Origin of the sequence: Arthrobacter sp. SIMBA_036 (assembly GCF_046535135.1) — a bacterium.
In the GTDB taxonomy this organism is placed as follows: domain Bacteria; phylum Actinomycetota; class Actinomycetes; order Actinomycetales; family Micrococcaceae; genus Arthrobacter.
In genome coordinates, this window is sequence record NZ_JAWRXG010000088.1 from 1 (window position 1) to 323 (window position 323).

The 323-nt window shown below is 63.8% G+C and carries 1 protein-coding gene; it reads right to left on the minus strand.

The window, feature by feature from the left end:
• Nucleotides 1–323, minus strand: a 323-nt coding sequence (locus tag SB659_RS19245; RefSeq protein WP_410551550.1) for an autoinducer binding domain-containing protein, incomplete at both ends; no start/stop codon positions are given.

Below are 323 nucleotides of genomic sequence, written 5' to 3' on the forward strand. Positions count from 1 at the left end.
TGTGGTTGGAGATGCTGAGCAGCTTGCTGATTTCGATCGAGGTCATGCCGTCGGCGAGATAATGCAGGATCTCCAGCTCGCGCCGCGTCAGCGGTGTCTCCATCAGAGTCGGGCTATCGAGTGCATCGGCGTCGCCACGCAATTCGAGCAGCCGCCAGAATGCCTTGTGGGTCACGCCGCAGAACAGCGACATCTCCACCGGCGACAGATCGACCGGAACGCCGCCGATGCTGAGGCTCCCCAGCAGGCCACTACGGCCGTGAACCGGGAAGACGTAGCCGTCGCCCAGCCCATGCTGTGCGGCGTCGGCCATCATCTGCTCC